Source organism: Ruegeria sp. CF4, from assembly GCF_056537345.1.
In genome coordinates, this window is sequence record NZ_JBQFRJ010000001.1 from 856,378 (window position 1) to 882,719 (window position 26,342).

Below are 26,342 nucleotides of genomic sequence, written 5' to 3' on the forward strand. Positions count from 1 at the left end.
TACAGCAGGAGGTACGCATGGGTGCAACTGACGTCAACCTGGCCGAGTTGATCGGATCGCGGATCTGCCATGACCTGATCAGCCCGATCGGAGCTATCACCAACGGGTTGGAACTGTTGGAGATGGTCGGTGCCGTTCAAGGCCCCGAGATGGAGCTGATCTCGGGCAGTGTCGGCAGTGCGGGCGCACGAATCCGGTTCTTTCGGGTGGCCTTTGGCTCTGCCAGCGATCAACTTCTGGGGCGGACCGAAGTGAGCGAGCTGTTGCGTGACGTGGAACGCGCGGGTCGGGTCCGCATCAACTGGAACCTGACAGATGCGGTGCCCCGCAATCAGGTCAAACTGGCCTTTTTGGCCCTGATGTGTTGCGAAAGCGCGATGCCCTTTGGTGGTGAGGTTGATATCACGACACAAGACGGCGCATGGGCTGTGACAGGTGTTGCCGACAAGCTGAATATCGACGGCAGCCTGTGGAAGGGCGTCGTGAACGGTTGCTTTGGCGATAAAGTCAGCCCGGCACAGGTTCAATTCGCGCTTCTGCCGCAGACCGCGTCCGCGATGGGGCGCAGGGTCGCGGCGGAAACCACCGCAACCCGCGTCACGCTGAAGTTCTAGCTACGGACGGTTCCGTTGCCACGCACCAAATACTTGAAACTGGTAAGTTGAGCGGCGCCAACTGGGCCGCGCGCATGCATCTTGCCTGTGGCAATGCCGATCTCGGCGCCCATACCAAACTCTCCACCATCCGCGAACTGGGTCGAGGCGTTGTGCATCAGGATCGCGCTGTCTAGCCGTTCGAAGAATCGATCGGCGGCGACGGCATCCTCAGTCATGATGCAATCGGTGTGGTTTGAGCCGTATCTCCGAATATGCGCGATGGCCGCATCAATATCAGCGACGGGTCGCGCGGCAATGATGCTGTCGAGATATTCTTTGCCCCAGTCTGCATCTGTAGCGGGCACAGTATTATCAGTCGCCAACACACCTTCTGCGTGCACCACGACACCAGCAGTCTGAAGCGCCGCAACAAGATCGCGACCAAGCGTTTCGGCCACGTCTTGATGAATCAGCAAGCACTCTGCAGCGCCGCAAATGCCGGTGCGACGGGTTTTGGCGTTCAGCACAACATCCAGCGTTTTCTGCGGATCTGCGGCTTTGTCGACATAGATATGAACGATGCCTTCAAGATGCGCAAAGACCGGCACGCGGGCCTCGCGTTGGACAAGGCCCACAAGACCTTTGCCGCCTCGGGGCACAATGACGTCGACGTAATCGGTCATGGTCAAAAGCTCTTGCACAGCGGCGCGGTCGCGGGTGGGCACAAGCTGTATGGCATCTTCGGGCAGATTCACGGCTTTCAGCCCCTCGACCAGACAGGCGTGGATCGCAGTTGATGAATGAAAACTTTCCGACCCGCCACGCAAGATCACCGCATTGCCGGATTTCAGGCACAGAGCGCCCGCATCGGCCGTCACATTCGGGCGGCTTTCATAGATCACGCCAATCACGCCCAGAGGCGTACGCACGCGCTGAATGTTCAGGCCCGAGGCCATGTCCCATTCAGCCATCACCTCACCCACCGGATCGGCCTGATCAGCCACTGTGCGCAGACCGTCAACCATGCCCTGAACGCGCGCCTCATCCAGCATCAACCGGTCCATCATTGCGGGGCTAAGGCCCTTCTCGCGACCGAACTCAAGATCTTTCTTATTGGCTTCGATGATGTCAGCACGATTATTCCAAACAGCTTCAGCCGCCGCAATCAGTGCTGCGTGCTTACGTTCGGCGTTTGCAAAGGCAAGCTCTTGCGAGGCGGCTTTGGCGCGCGCACCAAGGTCGGTCATCATTGCGGGAATGTTGTCGAAATCCTTCATCTCAAGCGCCTTTCGGTTTCAGTATATCAGGTCGCGCTGTCACAGCGCCAGATCGTCCCGGTGGATCAACGCCGCTCGGCCGGGATAGCCCAGTGTCGCTTCGATCTCGGACGATTTCCGCCCTTTGATCGCATCCGCCTCTTGCGCGGTATAGCGGCTGAGCCCTTGTGCCAACCTTCGTGCCTGCGCATCCAGAATGGCCACGGGATCGCCGCGACCAAAATCTCCGTTCACCGCAACGATGCCAGCGGGTAGCAGGCTCTTGCCATTGGAAAGCGCCTTTGCCGCACCGTCATCTATCACGATTTCACCGCGCGGTTTCATAGCCGAGATCCAGCGTTTCCGTGCCGCATGCGGGTCAAGCGTTGCCGTGAACCAAGTGCAGTTTGCGCCATTTTCAAGCGTTTTCAGCGGGTTCAGGGGTGATCCCTCAGTGATCGCCATGTCACATCCAGCTGCCGTCGCCATCTTGGCCGCCAGGAGCTTGGTCTTCATGCCACCTTTGGATAGCCCCGACCCGGCGTCGCCCGCCATTGCTTCGATCTCGGGCGTGATCTGTTCGATCACATCATAACGGGTGGCTGATGCGTCCTCGTTAGGATTGCCCGAATAGAACCCATCGACATCCGAGAGCAAGATCAACTGATCCGCCCCGATAGTCACGGCGATCTGTGCCGCAAGCCGGTCATTGTCGCCATATCGGATCTCATCCGTTGCGACTGTGTCGTTTTCGTTGACAATAGGAACTACCCCCAGACCCAGAAGAGTTTCCAGAGTAGCGCGCGAGTTCAGGTACCGTCGCCGATCTGCGCTGTCTTCCAACGTAACCAGCACTTGGGCGGTCTTGATCTCATGCGGTGCCAACGCTTCTTCATACGCACGGGCGAGCCGGATTTGCCCAACGGCCGCAGCGGCCTGCGATTGTTCCAACGGTAGATTCTGCATCGGCAGGCCAAGTACGCCTCGACCCAACGCGATTGACCCGGACGAGACCAGAACGACGTCCGTCCCCTGCCCCTTCAGCCAGGCCACGTCCTGTGCCAGAGATTTCAGCCAATCCGACCTGAGCAATCCTGTGTCCCGGTCGACCAACAAGGCCGATCCGATCTTGACCACCAGCCGGCGGGCATTGGTCAGGGTTGCCAAGGCGCGGCCTCCTCAGCAGGCTTCTGACGCAGGCGGTTTTCGTCGATTTGTGCCCGCAGGGCCCGCAACACTTCGGTCACGCCCAGATGCGCCACACCAGACATGGTCATAACGGGGCCGCCGACGGCCTCTTCCAGTTCGGTCTTGATCAGGTCGCGTTCCTCATCATCCAGCGCGTCGATCTTGTTCAAGACGGTGATACGCGGCTTATCCGCCAGCTCTCCGCCGTAAGCCTCGAGTTCGGTGATGATGGTATGATAGTCCTCGACCACAGTGTCCGAGGTGCCGTCGACCAGGTGCAGCAACACCGCACAGCGTTCCACGTGCCCAAGGAAACGGTCTCCGATCCCACGCCCTTCATGCGCGCCTTCGATCAGGCCGGGAATGTCTGCCACGACGAATTCAACGTTATCAACGCCGACAACGCCCAGATTGGGGTGTAGCGTAGTGAACGGATAGTCAGCGATCTTGGGTCGCGCATTCGATGTGGCGGCCAGAAAGGTCGACTTGCCAGCGTTGGGCATGCCCAACAGGCCCACATCCGCAATCAGTTTCAATCGCAGCCAGATTGTGCGGTCGATCCCTGCCTGCCCCGGATTGGCGCGGCGCGGGGCCTGATTGGTGGCCGATTTGAAGTGCAAGTTGCCGAAGCCGCCATTGCCGCCTTTGGCCAGCAGGAACCGTTGGCCGACCTCGGTCAGGTCGCAGATCACGGTTTCTTCGTCTTCGTCCAGAATCTCGGTCCCGACAGGTACGCGTAGGATGATGTCGTCACCATCCTTGCCGGTGCGCTGCTGACCGCGGCCAGGCTGGCCGTTCTTGGCGAAGAAATGCTGCTGGTAGCGGAAGTCGATCAGGGTGTTCAGCCCGTCCACAACCTCGGCCCAGACCGAGCCGCCCTTACCGCCGTCCCCACCATCGGGACCGCCGTATTCGATGTATTTTTCGCGCCGAAAGCTGACGCAGCCGCCACCTCCGGCCCCGGACCGGATGTAGACCTTTGCAAGATCGAGAAATTTCATGTGTGTCCCCTACTGCAAAGGCCCCATCGGCCACAAGTCAGAGTTTCTTTGTATAGGTCCAGGTGGGCACATTCGCATCGCGCGCCACCGAATAACTTTCCGCATCGCCAAGATACTGGAACCCGCAATGAGTCAGCACCCGAGCCGAGGCCGGGTTATCCTGAAACACGCTGGCGAACATGTTGGCGTTCTCCAGCGGGTTGGCGTTCACCAATGCTTCGACGGCCAGCGATGCCACACCCGTATTCCAATAGACTGGGGCGACCCAATAACCGACCTCGGACTGGTTGCGGTCCAGCCGGATCAGGGAAATCACGCCGATCAGTTCTGGTCCGCCATCTTTGGTGGCATCCATCGCCCAAACATCCTCGTCCCGGTCCTCGGCCATCGCGCGCGTGACATACGCTTCGATTGAACCCGGCGGGAGTGGATGCGGTATGCTGGATGTCATGCGCGCCACGCGCTCATCGCCTGCATAATGTTCGATGAGACCCATATCCGACCGACGCAAGGGGCGCAGATCGAACCGCTCGGTTTCAATGACCGGCTGGTTTATTATTGTCTCAAGTTTCATGAGTGCGTTCCTCCTCCGAACAACACAAAAAGTACGGACGCAACAGTGACACTCGCTAACGTCCACATCAGATATTTTTCCGCAGGCCGACCTTCAACCGCATGGGCGATCCGATCCCCTGCAAAAGTCCAGATCGGGTGTAAAATCACCTGGCAAAGCAACAAACAGACAGCAATCGTAAACGTTGCATTAAAGCTGGATGTTCCCGCTGCGACAAACCCCGTGAAACCGGCGATAATCATCGCCCAGGCTTTGGGATTAAGCGGATGCACGACCAACCCGGCCAAAAACCCCGGGACCTGCTCATCCGCCTGCCCTCTGGAAAGCCGCAGATTAGCGATTTTCCATGCCAGCCAGCAAATATAGGCAGCAGAGGCGTATTTGAGCGCTTCGAACACCAGCGGCGCCTGATCGGCCACCTGCATCAGTCCAAACCCGACGGGCCAGATGATCAACTGTTTGCCCAGAATGACCCCGCCTACAAAGGGCAGCGCCGCCCGAAAGCCATAACGCGCACCTGTTCCCAGCAGGACCATGTTGGCTGGCCCCGGCGTGCCAACCTGCGAGGCGGCAAAAATCAGGAAACTGGTGGTTGCGACGGCCATCGGGTTCTTGTTCACAACTGCGTTAAAACGAAAAAGGGACCGGCACTTTGTGCCGGTCCCCCATGAATTTTTCTTAAACCTTCTGGGTTTCGGCTTACTCTGCGGCCTCCGCCACTGGCAGGACCGAAATAAAGGTGCGGTTTTTAAGTCCCTTATGGAACTTCACGGCGCCATCGGTGGTTGCAAAGATGGTATGGTCTTTGCCCATGCCTACGCCTTCGCCCGGCCAGAACTTGGTGCCGCGCTGACGCACGATGATGTTGCCTGCGATGGCGGCCTGGCCACCATACAGTTTCACGCCAAGGCGGCGACCAGCTGAGTCGCGACCGTTACGGGAGGAACCGCCAGCTTTCTTATGTGCCATTCTCTCTCTCCTTAGCCCTGAGCCAGCTCTTTGGCTTGCTCAACCCATTCGGGTTTTACTTTGATGGTGTCGATAGCAGCAATCTGCTCATCCGACAAGGCGGCCAGAGCGGCAAAGCTCTCGATACCGGCCTCAACCAGCTTTTTGGCAGCGGCAGGGCCGACACCGTTCAGCTTGGTCAGATCGTCAGCGGCAGCAGCGGCGGGTGCCTCTGCCTTGGCTTCAGCTTTCTTGGCAGGCTTTGCAGCAGGTGCCGCTTCGCCAGCCGGAGCGGAACCGGTTGCAGCTTTGATGCCCGACTTGTCAGCGCCCGACAACAGGATGTCGGTGATCTTGACCAGAGTCAGTTTCTGACGGTGGCCAACGGTACGCTTCGAGCTGTGCTTACGACGGCGCTTGACGAATTTGATGACCTTGTCACCTTTGATCTGTTCGATCACTTCGGCCTGTACGCCTGCGCCTTCAACGAAAGGTGCACCAACAACCGGAGCGTCGCCGCCCAGCATCAGAACATCGTTGAATTGAACTTTTTCACCTGCGTCGGCAGCCAGTTTTTCAACGCGGAGCACATCGCCCGCCTGAACCTTGTACTGCTTGCCGCCAGTCTTGAGGACCGCAAACATGCGTCTTTCCTTTTCTAACCCGCGTTCTGTGGTCCCCGGTTGGGTGTTACTGGCCTCGGCCACCTCGAACAGCGCGCCCTTTTCGGGCTGTGTGACGACCCGCGGGACCAGCCCGATAGGTCAATAATAACGAGACCCGGCGCGGAGATTCCGGCCGGGATGCGCGCTTATCTAAACATTCAGGGGCAAAGTCAACCCAATTCGGCAGTCACAGATCAGAGGCTTGCATTGCCTGTGCAACAATCTGTCCCAACTGGAATGAGATGCCGTCGATCATCTGATCGAACCCTTCAAACAGTGCCTTGTTCAAGGCCCGTCCGGTTTCGGTACGTGAAAAGGCGATATTTTCCCGCATCTCGGATTCGGACAGCGGCTGATAAGCCATTAACAGGAAGGAGTACATCCATTCCGTCGTCTCTTCCTTTGTTTCGTCCTGCTGCGCGAGCAACTGCTCAAGCCACGCCCCTTCGTCCGCAAGCGGCCCCTGCCCGCTCGCCAGTCCCCGGTAGAAGCTGAGATCGGCACTCAGTGTTCCCCGGACATTCTGTTCAATCAGGTCATTGACCTGAACATACTCATCAACCAGGCGGAACAAGGCATCGTCATGATCAGCCTGTTCATAAGCTGCGCGGGCCATCTCCTCAATCGCATCGTCGGACAAGGCTCGGCGGGCCGAATTCTCGAGCGATACTATGGTCTGGCCCAGATCACTTTCGAAGAAGATTGCGGCCTGTTCCAGTTGAGCGTCGGTCATATTCCGTTCTACAGCGTTCGACATTTGCTGATGCATCCAGACCGGATCATAGAGCTCTTCGATCTGAGCCTCGAAATAGGATCCGCCCGCGCTGCCGAGTATCGTTTCATTTATCGACTGGCCTTGGGTCTGCCCCTCTTCGCTCAGGATTTCAAGGAACTCTGACAGCTGCATAGCCTGCGTCAGACGCTCAACCTGCTCCCCAGCGGCGAGCGGGACGGCTGATAGGAACAGCGCCAGTACAGCGGCCAGTAAGCGCATCAGATGTCTTGCGCAGGGCGCAGCTCGGCCATACGCGTGGCCAGAACCTCAAAGCGCATGGCCATGATCTCGTACTGAATGGCATTCAGCAGCTCATACACCTCCTGCATCAGCGGCTGCTCCAGCGCTTCGACATAGGCATCTACATCCGCATCCGAGAAGTCCTGATACGTATAGGCCGCGCCTGCCAGTGCAGATATCTGCAAGGACCGACGCGTTTCGCCCTCGTTCTGTCGCATCATCTCACGCAATTCGTCGCCATTGAGTTGCAGTTCAATGATGCCGGACGCGCTGGCCGCCAGCAAAAACCGCACCTGAATTTCCTGCAGAGCCCGCAAAGATGTACCGCTTGCATCCACAGCCCGGTTCATCCGCTTCAAGCTTTCGACGCGGTTCGAGCCGCTTTTGATCAACTCGGACACAATCTCCTGCCCTTGCTGCTGTTTCGCCGCGTCATCGTCGTCCATATGCGCGGCGTTCTCAGCAACAACCAGTCTTTGCCCCAGATCCGACGCGTAGAATTCAACCGCATGTTTCAGGGCATCGTCGTTGAGGGTCTGTTCGAGTATCGAAACGGCTGTATCGTGCATCTCTTCGGTATCGAACACCTCTTCGGTCAGCCTGCTCCAATCCGAGCCGAAGCCGTCAGCATCAATCCCCAGCATTTGCGGGGCCGAGGCCGAAGCCAGTGCAATGCTCTCAAGCGCCACATCGAAACCGGTTGTGGTCAGAAACGCCTCGATCCGGTCGCGGTTCGCTGCTTGGGCGGTTGAAGTGAAGGCGAGCAGCGGCAGGACAAGCCAAAGGGTGAAACGGCGTAGATGATAGGTCATGACTATCAGCCTAGGTGTTTTCTGCGTACTGGCAATGGAAAATCCCGTCTTAGTGAATTTCGGGAATTTTCTGCTTGCACCCCTGCGCGTTCCTCACTAAATCCCCCCCTCACAGACCCCCGCGGAGAGGTGCCGGAGTGGTCGAACGGGGCGGTCTCGAAAACCGTTGTGGGTGCAAGCCCACCCAGGGTTCGAATCCCTGTCTCTCCGCCATAATTATTCAAGCCCCAACATCAAAAAAAAGTGGCCGCAGCGATCGCTGGCGGCGTGAACCCGCCGTTGACTGTGGGGTTAATCAGCGTGCCATGGCTCAAACCCGGAATATGCTGCAATTTCACGGGTTTTCCCCTTTGAGCCCGGTTAGTTTTATCCCATCTCGGCGACACATCTTTTGAAGGAGACACTTATGTCACGCCTACTACTTATCGTTGTCATCGCCGCCATTGGCGCTGGCGCCTATTATTTTGCAACCAAACCCGAGCCCACGCCGGCTGAAAAGCTGCAAGCCGCCGCTGAGGATGCGACCGAAGCGGTAGGTGATGCCGCCTCCGCTGCGCAAGAAGCTGCAACCGAAGCATTGAATGAAGCAACTGAGCAGGCGTCCGAGGCGGCTTCATCGCTCGCGGATCAGGCCAGCGAAGCGGCCTCATCAGTTACCGAACAGGCCAGCGACGCCGCAAACGCGGTGGCCGAACAGGCGGATACGGCCGCCGCTGCGGCAGGCGATCAGGTGGCAGCCCTTGCTGCGCAGGGCCAGGAGCTTTTGAACACTTGGGTACAGGACGGGATGCTGACCGCGCAAAATTTTGACTACGACGCGATGGTTGCTTCTGTTCAGGACAGCGCATTGGCGCAGAATGTCAAAACACAGGTGATCCAGATCCTCGATGACATCAAAGCTTCACCGGAAACCGTGGTAGCCAAGATTCAGGACCTGCGCACGCTGATGTCCCAACCCTAAGAAACGCACTGGGTTGGCCGCATCAGGCCAACCCGCACTGCCAATCAATGGATTCCGCGGCGTCACTGACTTTGCGGATTGACCCTGACGTCTGACTTTGTTTGCCTCTAAGCAGATATTCCGCGGAATTAGATCGCTTTGTCAGAGGCTTCCGCTGCACAGGTAACGTAACGAAGGAAACCCATATGACCGCCCTGCCCGATACGATGTTCGCCATTGTTCAAACTCATGAAGGGTATTCGGGGAGCGCCACAGGGCCCACATTGGCTGAGGCGTCTGATTGGCTGGCCGAAGCAGAGCTTCCCGTCCCCACGCCAGGTCCCGGGCAGGTTCTGATCAAACTTCGCACTGCCTCGGTCAATCCCTCCGATATCCACTTCATCAAGGGTGAATACGGTCAACCACGCGTCAAAGGAGCCGCCGCTGGATTCGAAGGCTGTGGTGATGTCGTCGCAACAGGTAGTGGGGCCGAAGCGCTGCAGGGGCAGCGTGTGGCCTTTGTCGCGGCGGGTTCAGGCGCTTGGGCCGAATATGTGGTGACGCAAGCGATGATGTGTATCCCCCTGCGGCCGGACATTTCGGATGAGGACGGTGCTGCTCAGATCGTGAACCCTCTGACTGCGATGGCGATGGTGGATATTGCCCGCGACGCCGGAGAGGCTTTTGTAGTCTCCGCCGCGACCAGTCAGCTAGGCAAACTTATGTGCAGCTTGGGGCGCGATCTTGGTTTGAAGCCAATCGCGCTGGTGCGCCGGGCGGAAACGGCGGACACAATGAAAGAGCTTGGAGCTGCCGAAGTTCTGGTGACCGGTGAAGCCGATGTTGCAGATCAGTTCGCAAAGATCAGCGCAGCCCTGAAACCCCGTGTCTTTCTGGATGCTGTTGCCGATCAGCTCTCCGAGCAGGTTTTCTGCGCCATGCCAAATGGCGCGCGCTGGGTGTGCTACGGCAAACTCAGTCCCGAATTGCCGACGCTGACACAGATGGGTCAGCTGATATTCATGAGCAAACAGATTGAAGGGTTCTGGCTGACCCGCTGGATGATGGACACGCCCCCTGCTGATCAGATGCGCGTTGTCGGTGAAGTTCAAGCGCGGTTTGCGGATGGCCGGTGGCGCACGGACGTGTCGGCCCGGCTTTCTTTGCGGGAGGTTTTGCCAAATCTCGCGAACGCGCTGAAAAAGAGTGACGGCAAGGTGATTATCACGCCATAGTAGATCAAAGCGCCGGGCAAATCCGGCTGAGGGAGGGTGAGATTGGATAACGCACAGCTGCTGATCAGCGGGCTGGCGAATGGCTGTGTCTACGGCCTGATCGCTCTTGGCTTTGTGTTGATTTACAAGGCCACCGAGGCGGTGAATTTCGCGCAGGGCGATTTCATGATGCTGGGTGCTTTCGTTACCATCGGCCTGACCAACACAGAGTATATGGGCCTGCCCTTTTGGTTGGCGCTGCCGATCTCATTGGGGATCATGGGGGCGTTGGGGTATCTGGTCGACCGACTGATCATCCGCCGCCTGTTTGGCGAAAGCCAGACAGCTGTGGTGATCCTGACCATCGCGTTAGGCTTTGTAATCCGGTTTGTCGCCGGGCTGATCTGGGGGCATGAGCCGCAGACTCTTCAGAACCCTCTCGCGGGTAAGGAATTCCGTTTTGGTGGTCTGGTCCTGGGGATGGAGGATGTGGCCGTGATCGTTGTCACCGTCCTGCTGACATGGGGCCTATACGTGTTTTTCAGCAAAACCAAGTTGGGGCTTGCGATGCAAGGCGCGTCTCAGAACCAATTGGCGGCGTATTATATGGGCATCCCGGTCAAGCAGGTGCAGGGGTTTATCTGGGCTCTGGCCGGAGTTGTTGCGGGGATTGCCGGGATTTTGTTCGCGGCAAAGGGCTCGGTTGATCCCACAACCGGATTGCTGGGGATCAAGGCTTTCGCGGCTGCGGTGATCGGCGGGTTCGGCAGCCTGCCCGGCGCCCTGGCCGGAGGACTTATCGTAGGTGTCATTGAGCCTTTCGCCAGCCGCTATATCGCTGCTGGGTATAGTCAGATTGCCCCCTACGCCTTGTTGCTGGCGGTGCTGATCTTCCGACCACACGGGCTGTTTAGCCAAGTGCGGGTCAAGAAGGTCTGATCGCCATGCGGGTTGTTTTCAAAACCAACTATATGCAGGACATTCGTCCGTGGAAGGACGGTTATCAGCTAAGCCTTTACCTGATCCTGTTGGCCATCGTTGCCGCCGCACCTTGGTGGCTGGACGATTTCTATCTTGGGGAACTGACCAATGTTTTGATCTGGGCCATTGCGGGGCTCGGCCTGATGATCCTGACCGGTCATACCGGGCAGGCCAGCCTTGGCCATGCCGCCTTTCTGGCCGTCGGGTGCTATGCAAATGTAATCCTGATCGAAGCAGGCGTGCCCTTTTTGCTGGCTTTCCCGCTGGCAGGCCTGATGACCGGCATCGTCGGCGCAACAGTCGCCATCCCTGCCCTACGCCTCCACGGCATCTATCTGGCGATTTTCACGCTGGCCCTGTCCGTGCTGATGGACGACATCATAGTTCTGGCTGAACCCATCACCGGAGGCGTTGCCGGCAAGTACCTGGGTGGCGTCGAAATCTTCGGGCATTTGGTCGATCGCTGGGCCACGCCGGGACAATTCTTCTGGCTGGTGCTGGCTGTCGCTGTCATCGTCACGCTTGGCTATATCAACCTGCTGCGCTCGCCCTTGGGTCGCAGCTTTATCGCTGTACGGGATTCTGAGGTCTCGGCGCAGGCCATGGGCGTTGATATCGCACGCACCAAAACGATTTCATTTGCGCTGTCCTGTGCGGTCACCGGTCTGGCGGGTGCGCTAATGGGGCTGTTTGCTGGGGCGTTCAACAATGAGACGTTCAGTGTTGTGATCTCGATCCAGTTGCTGATGATGATCGTGATCGGCGGACTGGGCTCGATCCATGGCGCGTTTCTGGGGGCAATCGTGATCGGGTTTCTTCCGCAGTTCCTGTCGATTTCAAAGGAATATGCGGCCGTCCTGTTTGGCGGCAACACGGTCGCCATTCCGGGGTTGGAGTTTGGCATCTTCGGCATGATCCTGATTGCTTTCATCCTGTTCGAGCCGATGGGCCTCTATGGCCGATGGCTGAAAATCCGGACGTGGTTCGAGTTGTTTCCCTTCTACCGCAAGGACATGTTCAAACGGCAGAAATCCTACCTCAAGACGGAGCGTCTGAGATGAGCATGCTGGAGTTCGAAAACGTAACTCTCAAGTTCGGCGGGCTGACTGCGGTGGATGATCTGTCATTCGACGTGCAAGAGGGAGAAGTGTTCGCCATCGTTGGCCCGAATGGCGCAGGCAAATCCACTGTCTTCAACTTGATCTCGCGCTTTTACGACCCCTATGCCGGGGCGATCCGGTTTGATGGGCATGACCTGCTGCGTGTCAAACCCTCGGCCGTCGCGGCCTATGGCGTTGCGCGAACGTTCCAGAATATCGAGCTGTTCGAACATGCGACCGTTTTGCAGAACCTGCTGGTCGGGCGCCACCGCCATCGCAAGACCAACCTGATCTCGGAAATCCTGTTCACGCCCTCCGCGCGCAGGCAAGAGATCGCAAACCGCGAAAAGGTTGAAGAAATCATCGACTTCCTCGACCTCCAGGCCTTTCGCGACAAAATGATCTCGGGCCTGCCCTACGGCGTGCGCAAGGTGGTCGAGGTCGCCCGTGCGTTGGCCACTGATCCGAAGCTACTGCTGCTGGACGAACCCGCCTCAGGTCTGTCGGTTGAAGAGACCACCGATATGCGTTGGTGGATCGATGACATCCGGCGGCAGATGGGGATCACCGTTCTGATGGTGGAACATGACATGGGACTGGTCTCGGGCGTTTCCGACCGGGTGCTGGCGATGGCAGACGGAGCGAAACTTGCGCTAGGAACCCCGGCAGAAGTTCAATCGCATCCGGCCGTGGTCGAGGCCTATCTGGGAAAGGCCTCATGAGCCAACCGATCCTCAGCATCCGCAATATCGAAAGCTTCTATGGTCCGATCATGGCTATTCGCGGTGTATCGCTGGATGTGCACCCAGGTCAGATCGTCTCGATCCTGGGCGCAAATGGCGCGGGCAAGACGACTCTGATGAAAACCGTATCAGGCGTGATGGATCCTGAAAAAGGCACGATCACATTTGTTGGTCAGCAGATACAGGGATTGGAACCACATAAGGTGGTGCAGAAAGGCATCGTTCATGTACCGGAAGGGCGCGAGGTTTTCCCGCTGCTGACGGTTGATGAAAACCTGAGCCTTGGGGCCTATACTCTTTCGGATAAAGGCCAGATCGATCATGATCGCGATCTGGTGTTTTCGTATTTTCCCGTCTTGAAAGAGCGCCGCACACAAGAGGCCGGAACGCTATCTGGCGGGCAGCAGCAGATGCTGGCAATCGGGCGAGGCCTTATGGCCAACCCGCGCATCATGCTGCTGGACGAGCCTTCGCTGGGCCTGTCCCCGCTGCTGGTGCAAGAGATTTTTGGCATCCTCAAGCGTCTCAATGACGAGCAGAACATGACGATGATGCTAGTTGAACAGAATGCCAATGCGGCGCTGGAGCTTGCCCACCATGGCTATGTGATGGAGATCGGGCGGATCGTCATGGATGGCGCGGCTGAAACCTTACTGCAGTCCGAGGACATCCAGAATTTCTATCTGGGCGTTCAGGAGGAAGGTGCGCGGGAAAACCGCCGCTGGAAACGCAAGAAGACCTGGAGGTGAGCCAGATGGACGCAAGCCCCCTTCCCCCCCAGACCACGATCAACGGCGTGCGGTTCAACGCAACACCCGGACAGCGGCCCCTGCGCGTCGATGGCTGCACCACGATTTGCGAACTGTTCCAGAAACGATGCGCCGACTTGGGATCGCGCACCGCGCATCGTGAGAAGGATTTCGGTATCTGGAAGTCCTATTCCTGGGCCGAATACTGGCAGCACGCCAAATGGATCGGGCTGGCCTTGCGCAAGCTGGGCCTGCAGCGTGGCGAGGTCGTTTCAATCCTGTCCGAAGACCGCAAGGAATGGGCGTGGTTCGACATGGGCATCCAATGCGTCGGGGGGATTGCTTCGGGTGTCTACACCACGGATTCGGCCAACCAGCTGAAATACCTGATTAATGACAGCGACAGCCGGTTTCTGATCGTTGAAGACGAAGAACAGTTGGACAAGTTCCTCGAAGTCGAAGAGGGCCTGCCCGATCTGCTCAAGGTCATTATCCTTGAGGACGAAGGCCTGCATGACCTCAATCATCCCCGCTGCATGATGATCGGAGATATGTATGCTCTGGGTCAGCAGACCGAGGCCGACGAACCCGACGCGTTTGAGGCCGAAATCGCGCGGGCCACGCCGCAGGATACTGCTCTGCTGATCTACACCTCGGGTACGACCGGCAACCCCAAAGGCGCCATGCTGAGCCATGAGAACATCATGGCCGCGATTGAGGGCGGAGCGCATTCCCTGCCCTCACTCGCGACGGACGAACAGCTTTGTTTCCTGCCGCTCTGCCATGTTCTGGAGCGCGATGTTTCGATCTATTACCCACTGGCGACAAAAAGCACGGTGAATTTCGCAGAAAGTCTCGAAACGGTGTTCGCGAACCTGCAAGAGGTCTCTCCGGCCACCTTCACCGCCGTCCCGCGTGTGTGGGAGAAGATTTATTCTCACGTCATGTTCATGGCGAAAGAAGCAACACCGACCGGGCGTTTCGCCTTTGGGCAGGCACTGAAGGCGGGCATGGCGCGGGCAGACTATATCCTTGCCGGCAATCCCGTCCCCCTGATGATTGGGCTGCGGTTCTGGCTGTGGGACCGATTGGTCTTACGCAACCTGCGTCGCATGCTGGGAATGGACCGGATGCGGCGCGGAGGTTCGGGCGCTGCTCCGATCTCACCTGATTTGCTCAGGTGGTACTGGGCCATTGGCGTGCCCATCGTCGAGGGCTTCGGGATGACCGAAACCGCAGGCATCGCGGCTCTGAACACGCTTGAAGCCAACAAGATCGGCACCATTGGAAAACCGGTTCCCGGCAACGATCTCCGGATCTCGGAAGAGGGAGAAATTCAGGTCAAAGGTCTGAATGTCTTTCAGGGCTACTGGCGCAACAATGCCAAGACAGCTGAAAGTTTCACCTGCGACGGCTGGCTGCGCACCGGTGACATGGGGCATATCGACGAGGAAGGTTTCGTCACCATAACCGGTCGCCTGAAAGACATCATCATCACCGCAGGCGGCAAAAACATCACGCCTGCAGAGATTGAGAGTGGCCTGAAATTCAGCCAATATATCTCAGACGCCGTGATCATCGGGGATCGGCGCAAATATCTGACTGCGCTGGTGATGATCGATCAGGAAAACGTCGAGAAATTCGCGCAGGAGCGGAAGATTCCATTCTCGAACTTCGCCTCCCTCTGTGCTGCGTCTGAAGTGACGGCGCTGATCGGCGAGGAAATCGCAGCGGTTAATAAAGACTTTGCACGGGTTGAACAGATCAAGGATTTCCGGCTGATTGACGTGCTGCTCACCGCTGAGGATGAGGAACTGACCGCCACGATGAAACTCAAGCGTGGTCTGGTGGAAAAGAAACACGCACATCTCATTGAAGATATGTACAATTAGTTAAGGGGCGACCCAACTGGGAGGAGAAGAATGAAACGTTTGTTTAAGGGCATTGCCGCAGCCACGGCATTGACTGCATCTGCCACGATGGGCTGGGCACAAACCCAAGGCGTGACGGATGATGAGATCGTCATCGGATCGGTGAATGACCTCAGTGGTATTTTCGCCGCCGTGGGCGTGCCGGCGACCAAGGGCGCAAATGTGGTCTTTGACCGGGTCAACGCCGAGGGCGGTGTTCACGGGCGTAAGATTCGCTTTGTGGTCGAAGACAATGGCTATCAGATGCCGCGCGCGATGCAGGGCTATAACAAGCTGCTGAACCGCGACAAGGTTTTCGCGATGTTGCAGTCACTGGGCACGCCGATGAATGTCGCCGGGTTCAAGCTGCTGGACCCGAAAGGTATCCCTAACGTCGCCCCCCTGACCGCGGCGCGGCAAATGCTGCAAGAGCCTGTGAAGAACAAGTTTACCTCGTTCTCGACCTATTACGATCAGGCGCGGATCGGTGTGAAATATCTGAACGGTGAGTTTGGATCACAAACTGTTTGCACCATGTATCTGCCCACCGATTTCGGCGAGGAAATTCTGGAAGGCAGCAAAGCCGGGGCCGAAGAGGCTGGCATTACTTTTGGTGCAGAGACCACCCACAAGCCAGACGAGACGGATTTCGTCGGGTCCCTGAGCAAGCTTAAAGAGGAAGGCTGCGATATCGTCACGATGGCGCTCGGTGTGCGTCAGGCGATCACCGTTGTTGGAACGGCCAAGAAGATGGGTCTGACCGATATGAAGTTTCTCGGCACCTCGGCCAGCTTTCTGACCGTTGTGGCACAGGTGCCCGGCGGTGTGACGGATGGTTTTTACGCTGCGGCGTCATGGCTGGATCTTTGGGCGCGCGCGGAGGAGCCCGCCCCGGCAGCTTTTATTGCTGAATACAAAGCGGCTACGGGCGAAGACCCGGTCGGTTTCTCGATGCTGGGCTATTCAGCGGCCGAGATGATGGTCAAGGCGCTGGAAGCCGCAGGACCTGACCTCACTCATGACAGCTTTATCGCAGCAATGGAGTCCCTAGACTACATGGACGAGTTGGTCGGCAACCAGATCACGTATGGCCCGGACGATCATCAGGGCGCAGATACCGTCTTTGTCAGCGTCGTCGAAAATGGCGCGTGGAAACTGGTTTACGAAGAATAAACCCACCAAAGAAAAAGGGCTCGCAATTGCGAGCCCTTTCCAATTCTGTGTCCGTAGCGATTAACGCTTCGAGAACTGGAACGAACGACGCGCTTTGCGCTTACCGTATTTCTTACGTTCCACAACGCGGCTGTCGCGGGTCAGGAAGCCAGCGGCTTTCAGTGCGCCACGCAGCGACGGATCGTACAGCTGCAGAGCTTTCGAGATGCCGTGCTTGACTGCACCGGCCTGACCGGTCAGGCCACCGCCTTTGACAGTTGCAACAACGTCGAATTCGCCTTCCACACCGGCAACCTGGAACGGCTGGCGCAGGATCAGCTGCAGAACGGGACGAGCGAAGTACTTGTCCTGGTCTTTACCGTTCACGGTGACCTTGCCGGAACCCGGCTTGATCCAAACGCGAGCAACAGCGTCTTTACGCTTGCCGGTGGCGTAGGAACGGCCCAGCTCGTCGCGCACGGGTTCACGTACAACAACTTCTTCGGCCACGGTTTCAACGCCTGCGACGGCGCTCAGCTCTTCGAGAGTATTGATCTGATCAGCCATCGGTCATTAGCTCCGGGTGTTTTTCTTGTTCATGGACTTGACGTCCAGAACTTCGGGCGCTTGCGCCTCATGAGGGTGCTCGGCACCGGCGTAAACGCGCAGGTTGGTCATTTGCTGACGCGCCAGACGGTTACCCGGCAGCATGCGCTTGACCGCTTGGGTCACGACGCGCTCGGGGTGTGCACCTTCGAGGATCTGCTGTTTGGTGCGCGACTTGATGCCGCCCGGGTGGCCAGTGTGCCAATAGAAGTTCTCTTCGCGCTTCTTGCCGGTCATCTGGATTTTGTCAGCGTTGATCACGATGACATTGTCGCCCATGTCCATATTCGGGGTGAACGACGCTTTGTGCTTGCCACGCAGACGCATGGCGACGATCGAGGCAAGACGGCCCAGAACAACGCCCTCGGCGTCGATCAGGATCCATTTCTTGTCGATGTCTGCAGGTGTTGCAGAAAAGGTTTTCATGGCAGGATAGTCCTGTTTGATGTGAAAGACCGCCCCCTTACGGAGCGGTCCGAATTCGATGGAGGGGGTTTAGACCTACTCGCAATGCAGGTCAACACACGCAATACAGATTATTCCAAACAATAACAATAACTTATAAAATAGGTATTATTTTACCCCAAAAATATCACTACTATGTCGAACCCTGTGAAGCTCAGGTGTAGCCCGCTGATCGAGTTTTAGATTGGAGATTGTCATGCAGGAATTGAAACAGGTCATCGCTGATTATGGAGCGGCGTGGCAGGAAACCGATCCGGAACGCCGGCGCGACCTGCTCGAACGTTGTTTTGCAGAGACCGGCCGCTATGTCGATCCGACGGCGGATGTTTCGGGGCGAGATCAACTGAGCGCACATATTGGCGCGGTCTTGGACGACACTAATGGACGGGTTGATATCACCAGCGAACCAACCACACATCATGATGTGGTTCATTTCACTTGGCACATGGTCGCGCCAGACGGTGCGGTCATGGTCGCCGGTCATGATTTCATTCGCCTGGACGCACAAGGCAAGATCGCCCATCTGGCCGGTTTCTTTGGAGACCCGGTGCCCTTGTCCTAAACGCTGATCTGTTCGGGCGGAGTATCCAGCAATGCCCGCAAACGCAGCATTGCATCTTCGAACTGAGACAACGAAACATGCCCGTTCACGGCAATGCGCACTGCATTCGGCGCACGCCCGTCGCGCAGGGCGAACTCGTCGGCTGATCGCAGTTGGATCCCTTCCCGCTCGGCAGCCCGGCTGAAGGCGGCCGACCGCCAACCCGAGGGCAGGTTCAGCCAAAGGAACGGAATATGCGGGTCCCAGTTCAAATCGAAACCTCCAAGGGCATTCACAGCGACGCGGACATATTCACCCGTCTTGGAGCGAACCTCAGAGGCGAGTTGCCGCGCAGAAGGATGGCTTAACAATAACCGGGTCAATTCTGCCAATGGCTGAGCGAGCCCAAAATACCCATATTCCGCCGACCTGCGCAGATCGACGCTACGCTCTTTTGGAGCGATGGCAAAACCGACACGCAACGCGGGTGTCAGAGTTTTTGAGATCGAAGAGACATGCCAGCCTCGTTCTGGCGCCAGCGCGCGATAGCTGGGCGCGCGAGCGTCGCCCATGCGATAGCAGTCGTCCTCAATGATCTGCAGATCGTGCTTGCGCGCGACCTCAACCACTTCTTTGCGGCGTTCCAGCGGTGAATGCCCGCCAGTCGGGTTCTGCACTTCGGGTGAGACGCAAATCGCCTGTGCCTGTGTTTGCCTTAGAATGTGATCCAAGGCATCGGGGCTAATGCCCCATTTATCCATTTTCACACCAACAACATCTGCGCGCATCAGCTCTCCGGCCCGGCGGAAGCCTGCATAGGACAGGTCTTCGACTAGAACCACGGGTTTGGCTCCGCTGAGGACGGTCTGGAACACAACGCAAAGCCCGCTCTGACCGCCATGCGTCAGAACGATATCATCCGCCGTCACCGCACCCAATGGCAGGTCTGAGAGCCAATCCACCACCACTTGCCGCACAGGCTGATAGGCGTCACGCGTTGGATAGTTCATGAACATGCGCGGATCACCCTGTGCGACCTTGCTCAGGCACTCTCGGATCAACGCAACCTGCCCCACATCAGGCAGGCGTGGACTGAACAGGCTGACATTGGCGTCGTGCTTGTCATCCCGCAAATGCAACTGCCGCGACCAGACATCATCGAGGATCGGTGATCGCGGAGGGGCGACAAATGTACCACGTCCGACTTCGGCTTGTAACAATCCCTCGTCCGTCAGAATGGTATAAGCCCGCGCAACCGTGCCCGGTGTGATCTGCAATCGATACGCAAGTTCGCGCACCGGGGGCAGCTTCACGCCAACCTCCAGTGTTTTGTTTTCAATTGCTTTTCGAATCGTATCGGCGACCAAAGTGTATTTTGGACCCTTCGCTTTGGGTAGCGATTCCGGCCAAATTGTATCCATTACAATTCTTCCTTTGATTTCGACACAATCTTGAATGTATCAACTCAATATATCGAACATCTCAACTTTGTGTCAATACAATTTGAAAGGATACCCACTATGACACGCGCAATGCACAACCCCGCCCTCATACTGCTGAACGACAGCCCCCGGCTGCCGCTGATCGCGGTTCTGGCCGTGCGGTTTGCGGCGTCGGTCACTCAGTGGGAGCAACGCCGCCGCAGTCGCATCAATCTGGGTAAGCTGGATGACAGGCTGTTGCGGGACGTCGGTCTGACCCGCCCTCAGGCTGACGTCGAAACCAGTCGCTATTTCTGGATGAGGTAAGTTATCCCCAGTCCCTTTTTTCATGGGACCTCTTCCTGGCCGGGGCTTGCCCCCGGCCTTTTTTATCCGAACGCGGCCGCTGCGGAGCCTTCGGGCGGTATGGAATAAGTCATGCTGGCCCGCGCAACCGGCTTATCCGATCCCTCGGAATACATAAGCACGTCACCTACAGCCAGTGTCCGCCCGAGTTTCAGCAGGCGACACTCAGCGATCATGTCCCTGCCACCTTCGGGCTTCCGAAGAAAGTCCATCGAGCTGCTGGTGGTGACCGCCAGTGATTGCCGTCCTTTGCGCGCCAGAACCATCGCATAGACACACACGTCAGCCAGGCCGAACATAGACGGCCCTGAGACCGTACCGCCCGGGCGCAGATGCCTGTCTTTGACCCGCAGCCGCATTGTGATGGTCGTCTCGGTCAGGTCCTCAACGACGAAATCTCCGTGAACCTGCGGAAATACCTGTGTCAGATACTCAGCCAGTTCTTTTTTGTTTAGCGCTAATGACATGCTTCCCCTCTTCGCCCTGCCCCCCTAGAGTTGGCCCAACAGCCAGCAGGAGGGCAAGATGGCAATTCTGAAACGTAACGACACAGGCGCAATTGCGCGGCTTGAGATGAACGCACCTGAGCGCCTGAATGCACTGAGCGACGAGATGTTGGCCGCCCTTCAGGCCGAACTGGACGCCCTACGCGAGGACAAATCGATTCGTGTTGTCATTCTTTCAGGTGCGGGTAAGGCGTTTTGCGCGGGGCATGATCTGAAGCAGATGACCCAGGGACGGCAAGCTCCGGATGGTGGGCTTGGCTATTTTCAGGACCTTTTCGATCGCTGCGCCAAGATGATGATGTCGATTCAGTCCCTGCCCCAACCTGTCATCGCGCAGACCCATGGCATCGCGACAGCCGCTGGCTGTCAGTTGGTCGCCACATGCGATCTGGCTTTGGCCGCTGAAGGGACGCGATTTGGCGTCAACGGCGTCAATATCGGCCTGTTCTGCTCTACGCCAATGGTGGCGCTCAGCCGGAACATCCCGCGGAAACAGGCGTTTGAAATGTTGACGACCGGAGTTTTTATCAGCGCTGACCGCGCCGCTGAATTGGGTCTGATCAACCGCGTTGTGCCCGCCGATCAGCTGGAACAGGAAACCAATGCCTTGGCCGAGAAATTGGCGGCCAAGCTGGGCGCAGCTGTAAAGATCGGAAAAGAGGCGTTCTATCAACAGCTTCCGATGTCCACGGAACAGGCCTATGACTATACCGCCGAGGTAATGGCACAGAATATGATGCATCGTGACACCGAAGAAGGCATAACCGCATTTATCGAGAAACGACCGCCCAATTGGCAGCAATAACGCGATTATTTTATGCATTTTTACCTACTGTTCGCATTTTTGCACTTTTCAAAAGGGCGACACTGTGGCAATGGTGGGTCAAGGCTGAGGCCTCTTTTGACTTTTGGGTCGCCGTGGGCGGAAGGTCCCTCCAAGCTGGTTTCTCTCACCGGCGTTGACATTCCCGCAGCGGCGACCCCAAGACTCTCCTAAGAAAATACACCCAACACAGCGCATTGCGCAGGACGTTGCAGTGCCCTATGTGGCAGCCCATGACAGAGAAATTGCATATTGTGGGCGGCGGCATGGCCGGGTCCGAGGCCGCTTGGCAGGCCGCAGAGATGGGTGTGGATGTCGTGATCCACGAAATGCGGCCTCAAGTGGGCACGTTTGCGCATCAAACCGGCAATCTGGCCGAGATGGTGTGTTCGAATTCGTTCCGCTCAGACGATGATGAGCAGAACGCCGTGGGCTTGTTGCATTGGGAGATGCGCGCGGCCAATGGTCTGATCATGACCACTGCAGACGCCCACCGCTTACCCGCGGGCGGAGCGCTGGCGGTAGACCGCGATCCATTTGCTGAGACGGTAACAGCCAAGCTCAAAGCTCATCCGCGCGTGTCTGTTACCGGCGAAGAGGTTACGTCGCTACCTGCCGAAGGCCACTGGATCTTTGCAACCGGTCCGCTGACCTCTGCCGCTTTGGGAGATGCCATTCGCGCGGAAACCGGGGCCGAGGCACTTGCCTTCTTCGACGCCATCGCGCCTATCGTCTATGCCGACAGCATCGATATGAGCCAGGCCTGGATGCAGTCCCGTTATGACAAGGGCGAGACTGAGGAAGAGCGGACCGCCTACTTGAACTGCCCAATGGACCGCGACCAATATGAAGCGTTCATCGATGCTCTGCTGGCCGCCGACAAGACAGAGTTCCACGAAGGCGAAACCGCCGGATATTTCGACGGCTGCCTGCCGATTGAAGTTATGGCTGAACGTGGCCACGAAACTCTGCGGCATGGTCCGATGAAGCCCGTGGGCCTGACCAACCCGCATCAGCCGGATGTAAAACCACATGCCGTAGTTCAGCTGCGCCGAGACAACGCTCTGGGCACTCTGTTCAACATCGTGGGTTTTCAGACCAAGATGAAATACGGCGCGCAAACAGATGTATTTCGCATGATTCCGGGGCTTGAGAATGCCAGCTTTGCGCGGCTTGGAGGCATTCATCGCAATACCTTCATCAACTCTCCAACCTTGCTGGATGCGCAAATGCGGCTGAAATCTCGGCCCAATGTCCGATTTGCCGGTCAGATCACCGGGGTCGAAGGTTATGTGGAAAGCGCCGCGATGGGCCTGCTGGCCGGTCGCCTCGCCGCCGCTGAAATTCTGGGTCGGACTCTGCCCGATGTTCCGCAGGACAGTGCCATGGGCGCTCTGATCCACCACATCACTGGCGGTGCAGACGCCAAAACATTCCAGCCGATGAACGTGAATTTCGGCCTGTTCCGCCCCGTGGACGGCCTGAAGGGCGGCCGCCGGGGCCGTAAGGATCGCTATAAGGCCTATACCGACCGCGCCAAGTCGGCTTGGTCGGACTGGTTGGCGCATTGCTGACTGGACGATATGCCTCGCCTGCGCCTAACATAAGGTATGAGCGATAAGTTTCTGAAAAATACGTATGGATTGAACTCGGCCCAGGAAACCCGCGACCACTACCAGAAATGGGCGGCCTCATACGATGATGAGGTGGGAGAGCATGGCTACGTTACCCCGGATCGCGTTTCGGCTGCGCTGAAGTCGTATATGCCAGATGATCAGGTCCCTATCTTGGACTATGGCTGCGGAACTGGGCTGTCAGGCGCGGCGCTTTACAAAGCGGGCTTTCGAGTTATCGACGGGATGGACCCGACGCCGAAGATGCTGGAACAAGCCGCAGCCAAAGGCGTATACCGCAATCTCATAGGTTTTGAACTCACTGATCCCGAACCGATCGAGGCAGGCTCCTACACCGCGATTACCGCCATCGGCGTGATCGGTTCGGGCGCGGCGCCGCCAGAGACCTTCGATTTGCTGATGAACGCTTTGCCACGCAACGGATATCTGGCGTTTTCGTTTAACGACTATACTCTGGCTGATCGCACGTATACCTCTCGGCTGAATGACTGGCTGGACATGGGCCACGCGCGGCTGCTGTTTCGCGAATACGGTCCGCATCTGCCCGGCATGGACATGAAATCCGACGTCTACGTTGTTGAAAAAGCTTGACCTTCACCACCCGTTTTGCCCCATCGCCGACAGGACCTCTGCATCTTGGTCACGCCTATTCTGCGCTTTTGGCGCAGGATATGGCCAAAGCCGAAAACGGACAGTTCCTGCTGCGGATTGAGGATATAGATCAGTCCCGATCTCGCCTGCACTGGGAAGAGCAAATCTATGAAGACCTGTCTTGGCTTGGGTTGCGCTGGCCGCAACCTGTTATGCGGCAATCGAACAGGTTGCCGCGATATCAGCAAGCGCTTGAAGAGCTGATCAAGCAGGATTTGGTCTATCCTTGTTCCTGCAACCGCGCTGATATTGAATCTGCCGCCGGGGCACCTCAAGAAGGTGTACCGCAATTTGGTCCGGATGGACGCATTTATCCCGGCACCTGCCGGCAGCGCCTACTTTCCGATTCTGGCGCAAACGATGTTTTAAGGCTCAACATGCGCAAAGCGCTTGAAGTGGCTGATCTAACATCATTTTGTGAAACCGGTCCCAAGTTCTTTGGAACGCATCATCTTCAGCCCGAGCACCTGATCCATTCGGTCGGTGACATAATTCTGGTGCGTCGGAATATGGGAAGTTCCTACCATCTGTCCGTAGTCATCGACGATGCCGATCAGTGCATCACCCATGTCGTACGCGGCGAGGATCTGTTCGACGCGACCCAAATCCATGTCCTGCTGCAGAGCCTGCTTGACCTGCCTACGCCGGTCTATCACCACCATAGCCTGATCCGAGACGAGAACGGCAAGCGCCTTGCCAAACGGGACGACGCGCGCGCCATCACGATCTATCGAGAGCAAGGTGCCTCCCCCGTCGATATCCGAACGATGGTCGGCCTTTGACCCGGCGGCGCCTTTTTCTGGATACCAGTGCCGCGAGCGGTGTTCATTCCATCGGCGACATCAGCTCAACTTCGGTTCCGGCGCGCACAGCAGTGTAAAAGCAGCTACGCCGATTGGTGTGGCATGCAGGTCCTGTCTGCCGCACGAGCACCAACAGGCAGTCACGGTCACAATCGACGCGGAAATCCACCAGTTCCTGTACATGGCCTGAGCTTTCGCCTTTGATCCAGAACGCCTGCCGCGACCGAGACCAATAGGTCACGCGACCGGTCTTCAATGTGCGTTCAATTGCTTCGGCGCTCATCCATGCCATCATCAACACTTCACCGGTACCCTCGTCTTGTGCAATCGCAGGCACCAGTCCTGCTTCGTTATACTTGAGCGTCGACGGATCGAACGAAACAGTTTGTGTCATGGCAAAAACCTTTTGCATCCCGGAACATGGTCACTATGTATGGGGAACAGCCAACGAGGGAAAGCCATGAGCGGCGAAACCGATCTGATCAAGCTATATTCAGGACGCATTCTTGCGCTTGCCGCTGATATCCCCCATCTCGAGCGGCTTGAAAATCCGGACGCAACCGTAAAGAAACGCGCGCCGCTTTGTGGCTCGACGGTGACCGTGGACGTTAAGGTCGAAGACGGGCGGATTTCTGATTTTGCACAGGATGTCAAAGCCTGCGCTTTGGGTCAGGCTTCGGCTTCAGTGGTTGGAAGCGCGGTGATTGGCGCAACCCGAGCTCAGGTGGAAACCGCACGCGAGCAACTGTCTGCGATGCTTAAGAAAGACGGCCCTGCCCCCGATGCACCGTTTGACGGGCTTGAGGTGCTGATGCCGTCGCGCGACTACAAAAACCGTCACGCCTCAATTCTTCTGGCGTTGGAAGCCACTGCCGAGGCGATGGAACAAGCTGAACAGGCCAACTGCGCCTGAGCGTGGTCTTTTTCGACAAACCCGTCTAATCTCCGCCGAAATCCGGGGGAGTAAGGCGTGGAAAAACTGCTCGAACATTTCGTAACCCTCTGGGTTGTCATTGATCCGATTGGCACGATCCCCGTCTTCATAGCCGTCACCACAAGCGTCGGGGTCGCTGCCCGGCGCAAAACCGCTCTGCTGGCCGCGCTTGTCAGTGCGGGTATACTTCTGTTCTTCCTCGTCTGTGGACAGCTGGTGATTGAGGCACTGGATATCGGTCTCAATTCCTTTCAGGTCGCTGGCGGGATTATTCTGTTCCTGTTCGCGCTGACCATGATCTTTGGCGAAAGCAAACAGGATATCGAACAGCGCGAGGCTCAGGAAGATCTGCAAGACAGGATGCATAAGACCAATCCTGCGATCTTTCCGCTGGCGGTTCCGTCCCTCGCCTCACCTGGCGCGATGCTGGCGATCGTCGTGCTGACCGACAACAATCGTTACAGCATTGCCGATCAGGGCATAACCGCTCTGGTGATGTTGGTGGTGATTGCCATTGCCTTTGTGCTGATGTTGCTGGCCGAGCCCATCATACGTTGGATCGGACATTCGGGTGCCGCGATCATCAGTCGGATCATGGGGATGATCCTGGCCTCGGTCGCGGTGAACTCTGTGCTGTCGGCGATGCTCGAAATCATCAAAACCGGGCAATTATGAAAAAGCCGCCGCTCCTTCCGGGCGGAAAGGGCGGCGGTAGGTTGTGCGTGTCTCACGTAGGGTCCGGATTTCC

30 protein-coding genes, 1 tRNA gene and 1 pseudogene are annotated in these 26,342 nt (G+C 57.5%); 18 read left to right on the forward strand and 14 right to left on the reverse strand.

All coding sequences use genetic code 11. The features are described from left to right. Nucleotides 1–17 precede the first annotated feature (17 nt). Nucleotides 18–614 carry a histidine phosphotransferase family protein gene (locus tag ACR0NF_RS04225; protein ID WP_480777821.1) on the forward strand — a complete coding sequence of 199 codons (597 nt, stop codon included), beginning with the start codon at nucleotides 18–20 and terminating at the stop codon, nucleotides 612–614. On the opposite strand, the gene ACR0NF_RS04230 is transcribed toward ACR0NF_RS04225, so the two are convergent. The 9 genes from ACR0NF_RS04230 to ACR0NF_RS04270 form a co-directional block, all read right to left on the reverse strand. Next, nucleotides 611–1,873, reverse strand: a complete 1,263-nt coding sequence (locus ACR0NF_RS04230) for a glutamate-5-semialdehyde dehydrogenase (RefSeq protein ID WP_480469822.1) — start codon at nucleotides 1,871–1,873, stop codon at nucleotides 611–613. The genes ACR0NF_RS04225 and ACR0NF_RS04230 overlap by 4 nt on opposite strands. A 39-nt stretch (nucleotides 1,874–1,912) precedes the next feature. Further along, nucleotides 1,913–3,019, reverse strand: coding sequence for a glutamate 5-kinase (gene proB, locus ACR0NF_RS04235; protein WP_480777822.1), 1,107 nt, complete (start codon nucleotides 3,017–3,019; stop codon nucleotides 1,913–1,915). Beyond that, complete coding sequence (gene obgE, locus ACR0NF_RS04240; RefSeq protein WP_480469824.1) at nucleotides 3,007–4,041, reverse strand: GTPase ObgE; 1,035 nt, start codon at nucleotides 4,039–4,041, stop codon at nucleotides 3,007–3,009. Before obgE ends, proB begins: the two co-directional genes overlap by 13 nt. A 37-nt stretch (nucleotides 4,042–4,078) precedes the next feature. Further along, complete coding sequence (locus ACR0NF_RS04245) at nucleotides 4,079–4,615, reverse strand: GNAT family N-acetyltransferase (protein ID WP_480666926.1); 537 nt, start codon at nucleotides 4,613–4,615, stop codon at nucleotides 4,079–4,081. Next, complete coding sequence (locus tag ACR0NF_RS04250; protein WP_480469826.1) at nucleotides 4,612–5,220, reverse strand: LysE family translocator; 609 nt, start codon at nucleotides 5,218–5,220, stop codon at nucleotides 4,612–4,614. Before ACR0NF_RS04250 ends, ACR0NF_RS04245 begins: the two co-directional genes overlap by 4 nt. 94 nt (nucleotides 5,221–5,314) lie before the next feature. Then, entirely contained in the window at nucleotides 5,315–5,584 is a 270-nt protein-coding gene (gene rpmA, locus ACR0NF_RS04255) for a 50S ribosomal protein L27 (RefSeq protein ID WP_039535512.1), read from the reverse strand. Nucleotides 5,585–5,595: 11 nt separating this feature from the next. After that, on the reverse strand, nucleotides 5,596–6,207 hold the full coding sequence (locus ACR0NF_RS04260; RefSeq protein ID WP_480657697.1) for a 50S ribosomal protein L21: 612 nt from the start codon (nucleotides 6,205–6,207) through the stop codon (nucleotides 5,596–5,598). Between the two features lie 208 nt (nucleotides 6,208–6,415). Next, complete coding sequence (locus tag ACR0NF_RS04265) at nucleotides 6,416–7,222, reverse strand: DUF2059 domain-containing protein (protein WP_480777823.1); 807 nt, start codon at nucleotides 7,220–7,222, stop codon at nucleotides 6,416–6,418. Next, nucleotides 7,222–8,055 carry a DUF2059 domain-containing protein gene (locus ACR0NF_RS04270; protein WP_480777824.1) on the reverse strand — a complete coding sequence of 278 codons (834 nt, stop codon included), beginning with the start codon at nucleotides 8,053–8,055 and terminating at the stop codon, nucleotides 7,222–7,224. Before ACR0NF_RS04270 ends, ACR0NF_RS04265 begins: the two co-directional genes overlap by 1 nt. 123 nt (nucleotides 8,056–8,178) lie before the next feature. Between ACR0NF_RS04270 and ACR0NF_RS04275 the strand changes: the two genes are divergently transcribed. From ACR0NF_RS04275 to ACR0NF_RS04315, 9 genes are all read left to right on the forward strand, one after another. Further along, nucleotides 8,179–8,268: transfer RNA gene (locus ACR0NF_RS04275), tRNA-Ser, on the forward strand. Nucleotides 8,269–8,461: 193 nt separating this feature from the next. Continuing rightward, nucleotides 8,462–9,016, forward strand: a complete 555-nt coding sequence (locus tag ACR0NF_RS04280; protein WP_480777825.1) for a hypothetical protein — start codon at nucleotides 8,462–8,464, stop codon at nucleotides 9,014–9,016. Nucleotides 9,017–9,201: 185 nt separating this feature from the next. Further along, nucleotides 9,202–10,230 (forward strand): alcohol dehydrogenase catalytic domain-containing protein, encoded by a 1,029-nt coding sequence (locus tag ACR0NF_RS04285; RefSeq protein WP_480777826.1) that lies wholly within the window; start codon nucleotides 9,202–9,204, stop codon nucleotides 10,228–10,230. A gap of 42 nt (nucleotides 10,231–10,272) precedes the next feature. Further along, a complete protein-coding gene (locus ACR0NF_RS04290) occupies nucleotides 10,273–11,148 on the forward strand; it encodes a branched-chain amino acid ABC transporter permease (protein ID WP_480777827.1) in 876 nt (291 codons plus the stop codon). Between the two features lie 5 nt (nucleotides 11,149–11,153). After that, complete coding sequence (locus ACR0NF_RS04295) at nucleotides 11,154–12,251, forward strand: branched-chain amino acid ABC transporter permease (RefSeq protein WP_480777828.1); 1,098 nt, start codon at nucleotides 11,154–11,156, stop codon at nucleotides 12,249–12,251. Next, a complete protein-coding gene (locus ACR0NF_RS04300) occupies nucleotides 12,248–13,012 on the forward strand; it encodes an ABC transporter ATP-binding protein (protein WP_480469834.1) in 765 nt (254 codons plus the stop codon). Before ACR0NF_RS04295 ends, ACR0NF_RS04300 begins: the two co-directional genes overlap by 4 nt. Then, complete coding sequence (locus ACR0NF_RS04305) at nucleotides 13,009–13,782, forward strand: ABC transporter ATP-binding protein (RefSeq protein ID WP_480666933.1); 774 nt, start codon at nucleotides 13,009–13,011, stop codon at nucleotides 13,780–13,782. Before ACR0NF_RS04300 ends, ACR0NF_RS04305 begins: the two co-directional genes overlap by 4 nt. A gap of 5 nt (nucleotides 13,783–13,787) precedes the next feature. Beyond that, a complete protein-coding gene (locus ACR0NF_RS04310; RefSeq protein ID WP_480777829.1) occupies nucleotides 13,788–15,674 on the forward strand; it encodes an AMP-dependent synthetase/ligase in 1,887 nt (628 codons plus the stop codon). 30 nt (nucleotides 15,675–15,704) lie between these two features. Continuing rightward, complete coding sequence (locus tag ACR0NF_RS04315) at nucleotides 15,705–16,865, forward strand: ABC transporter substrate-binding protein (protein WP_480469837.1); 1,161 nt, start codon at nucleotides 15,705–15,707, stop codon at nucleotides 16,863–16,865. Nucleotides 16,866–16,925: 60 nt separating this feature from the next. Here the strand turns inward: ACR0NF_RS04315 and rpsI are convergent, their stop codons facing one another. Beyond that, nucleotides 16,926–17,411 (reverse strand): 30S ribosomal protein S9, encoded by a 486-nt coding sequence (rpsI, locus tag ACR0NF_RS04320; RefSeq protein ID WP_209223510.1) that lies wholly within the window; start codon nucleotides 17,409–17,411, stop codon nucleotides 16,926–16,928. A 6-nt stretch (nucleotides 17,412–17,417) separates the two neighbouring features. Continuing rightward, the gene (gene rplM, locus ACR0NF_RS04325) at nucleotides 17,418–17,876 is read right to left on the reverse strand and encodes a 50S ribosomal protein L13 (RefSeq protein WP_039536983.1); all 459 of its coding nucleotides are present in this window, start codon (nucleotides 17,874–17,876) and stop codon (nucleotides 17,418–17,420) included. Nucleotides 17,877–18,111: 235 nt separating this feature from the next. Here rplM and ACR0NF_RS04330 point away from each other — a divergent pair, with 235 nt between their 5' ends. Next, a complete protein-coding gene (locus tag ACR0NF_RS04330) occupies nucleotides 18,112–18,477 on the forward strand; it encodes a nuclear transport factor 2 family protein (protein ID WP_480469838.1) in 366 nt (121 codons plus the stop codon). Here ACR0NF_RS04330 and ACR0NF_RS04335 read toward each other — a convergent pair. Continuing rightward, a complete protein-coding gene (locus ACR0NF_RS04335; RefSeq protein ID WP_480666940.1) occupies nucleotides 18,474–19,877 on the reverse strand; it encodes an aminotransferase-like domain-containing protein in 1,404 nt (467 codons plus the stop codon). The genes ACR0NF_RS04330 and ACR0NF_RS04335 overlap by 4 nt on opposite strands. 99 nt (nucleotides 19,878–19,976) lie before the next feature. On the opposite strand from ACR0NF_RS04335, the gene ACR0NF_RS04340 reads away from it, so the two are divergent. Further along, nucleotides 19,977–20,204: a DUF1127 domain-containing protein gene (locus tag ACR0NF_RS04340; protein WP_480657715.1), complete on the forward strand. Its 228-nt coding sequence runs from the start codon at nucleotides 19,977–19,979 to the stop codon at nucleotides 20,202–20,204. Nucleotides 20,205–20,266: 62 nt separating this feature from the next. Here ACR0NF_RS04340 and ACR0NF_RS04345 read toward each other — a convergent pair whose 3' ends face one another. After that, nucleotides 20,267–20,710 carry a PaaI family thioesterase gene (locus ACR0NF_RS04345; protein WP_480469841.1) on the reverse strand — a complete coding sequence of 148 codons (444 nt, stop codon included), beginning with the start codon at nucleotides 20,708–20,710 and terminating at the stop codon, nucleotides 20,267–20,269. A gap of 49 nt (nucleotides 20,711–20,759) precedes the next feature. Between ACR0NF_RS04345 and ACR0NF_RS04350 the strand changes: the two are divergent. From ACR0NF_RS04350 to gluQRS, 4 genes and pseudogenes are all read left to right on the forward strand, one after another. After that, a pseudogene (locus ACR0NF_RS04350) lies at nucleotides 20,760–21,554 on the forward strand (enoyl-CoA hydratase); the annotation flags it as partial. A gap of 239 nt (nucleotides 21,555–21,793) precedes the next feature. Beyond that, nucleotides 21,794–23,146 carry a methylenetetrahydrofolate--tRNA-(uracil(54)-C(5))-methyltransferase (FADH(2)-oxidizing) TrmFO gene (gene trmFO / locus ACR0NF_RS04355; protein ID WP_480777830.1) on the forward strand — a complete coding sequence of 451 codons (1,353 nt, stop codon included), beginning with the start codon at nucleotides 21,794–21,796 and terminating at the stop codon, nucleotides 23,144–23,146. Nucleotides 23,147–23,182: 36 nt separating this feature from the next. Beyond that, entirely contained in the window at nucleotides 23,183–23,797 is a 615-nt protein-coding gene (locus ACR0NF_RS04360; RefSeq protein WP_480469843.1) for a class I SAM-dependent DNA methyltransferase, read from the forward strand. Continuing rightward, nucleotides 23,794–24,639 carry a tRNA glutamyl-Q(34) synthetase GluQRS gene (gene gluQRS, locus ACR0NF_RS04365; protein WP_480469844.1) on the forward strand — a complete coding sequence of 282 codons (846 nt, stop codon included), beginning with the start codon at nucleotides 23,794–23,796 and terminating at the stop codon, nucleotides 24,637–24,639. The genes ACR0NF_RS04360 and gluQRS overlap by 4 nt, the downstream gene beginning before the upstream one ends. 43 nt (nucleotides 24,640–24,682) lie before the next feature. On the opposite strand, the gene hisI is transcribed toward gluQRS, so the two are convergent. Next, the gene (gene hisI / locus ACR0NF_RS04370; protein WP_480469845.1) at nucleotides 24,683–25,072 is read right to left on the reverse strand and encodes a phosphoribosyl-AMP cyclohydrolase; all 390 of its coding nucleotides are present in this window, start codon (nucleotides 25,070–25,072) and stop codon (nucleotides 24,683–24,685) included. Between the two features lie 48 nt (nucleotides 25,073–25,120). Here hisI and ACR0NF_RS04375 point away from each other — a divergent pair, with 48 nt between their 5' ends. Both ACR0NF_RS04375 and ACR0NF_RS04380 read left to right on the forward strand, forming a co-directional pair. After that, nucleotides 25,121–25,573, forward strand: a complete 453-nt coding sequence (locus ACR0NF_RS04375; protein ID WP_480469846.1) for an iron-sulfur cluster assembly scaffold protein — start codon at nucleotides 25,121–25,123, stop codon at nucleotides 25,571–25,573. 57 nt (nucleotides 25,574–25,630) lie between these two features. Next, nucleotides 25,631–26,269: a MarC family protein gene (locus ACR0NF_RS04380; protein ID WP_480469847.1), complete on the forward strand. Its 639-nt coding sequence runs from the start codon at nucleotides 25,631–25,633 to the stop codon at nucleotides 26,267–26,269. The last annotated feature ends 73 nt before the right edge of the window (nucleotides 26,270–26,342 follow it).